Annotated in this window: 1 protein-coding gene; it reads right to left on the bottom strand. The window is 69.1% G+C overall.

All coding sequences use genetic code 11. From position 1 onward, the window contains the following. A partial coding sequence (locus tag AC1DU6_RS31500; protein ID WP_477862103.1) for an MATE family efflux transporter occupies positions 1-1089 on the bottom strand: 1089 nt, incomplete at its 3' end. Between the last annotated feature and the right edge of the window lie 225 nt (positions 1090-1314).

The following is a 1314-nucleotide window of genomic DNA, read 5'->3' as shown; positions in this document are numbered from 1 at the left end:
GATGACGACGAGGTTGAAGCTGCGCCCAGGCTCGACGAGCACCGTCCACCACAGCAGCGTGCAACCCAGCGCAATGATGGCCGGGTCGGAGGTGAAGCGGGTCAGCAGCCAGGGCCCTGCCAGCGCAAAAGCCGTCGAGACGACCAGCGCCAGCGCAATGCCCAGCGCCAGGGAACGCCGCACCAGCCGGTCAGCCCGACGCAACTTGCCCGCGCCGATCATGTGGCCGACCATGATCTCCACCGCAAAGCTGATGGCCAGGCTGAACATCAGGATCACGTGCAGGAACTGCGTCGTATAGGCGTGCGTGGCCAGCGCATGGGCGCCAAGCTGGGCCACGGCAGCCAGGCTGGTCATGAAGGCCAGGCGCCAGGAGATGTTCTCCGCCGCGCCGGGGATGCCGATGTGCAGCACGGTCTTCAGCGGCTTGCGCACCAGCCGCCACCAGTCGGCCGCGCGCAGCCGCAGGTTCAAGYGCGTGCGCCACAGCAAGATATGCAGCATCAGGCCCATGCCGCGCCCGCAGGTGCAGGCCAGCGCATAGCCCACCAGGCCCAGGCGCGGCATGGCCAGCAGGGCCACCACCAGCGTGACGACCTGGATGAGCACGACGACGGCCAGCGCCTCGCGGCTGCGCAGGTGCGAACGCATGACGCTGGACATGTTGGCGTTCCAGGCGTCCAGCAGCAGCGCCGGCGCCAGCGCCTGCAGCAGCGTCTTGGCCAGCGGCGCCACTTCGGGCGGCGCGTTCACCAGCGTCAGCAACGGGCCTGCCGCAATCAATGCCGCCACGGCCCCGCCCACGCCCAGCCAGGTGCTGGCGCCGACCACGGCGCGGGCCACCGCATCGGCCTGGTCGCGCCGGCCCGCACCCAGGGCCTGGGTGACAGCCACGCTGACACCGGCACCGATGACACGGAACAATACAAAGACCGCGGCGAACACCTGGTTGGCCAGGCCGAAGGCGGCGCCGCTGTTGTCGGACAGCCGGGCGGCCAGGCCGGTGCCGATGATGCCGATGCCGATGCCCAGCAGCAGCTCCAGCAGCATCGGCCAGGTCAGCGCAAACAGACGGGGACGAGCGGACAAGGCGGTCATTACCGGGTCTTAACGACGGGATTCACACAAGTCACGACAAGCTCGCCAGAATGGTTAGGGTCTATTGACCTGTGAATCGTCCCCGCGCTGGGGTGGCCAAGGGTGCAGAGCTAGGCGCAGTCCGCCGCCCAGGCTGGCCGCCTGGGCAAGGGCTGCAACAACGCGCTGCGCCCTTGGCCACCCCAGCCCGAAGGGTGAGGTCCCGCTCAGGGCCAA

It is taken from the genome of Roseateles sp. P5_B10 (assembly GCF_056400485.1).
This window is presented reverse-complemented; position numbering and strand designations above follow the sequence as displayed.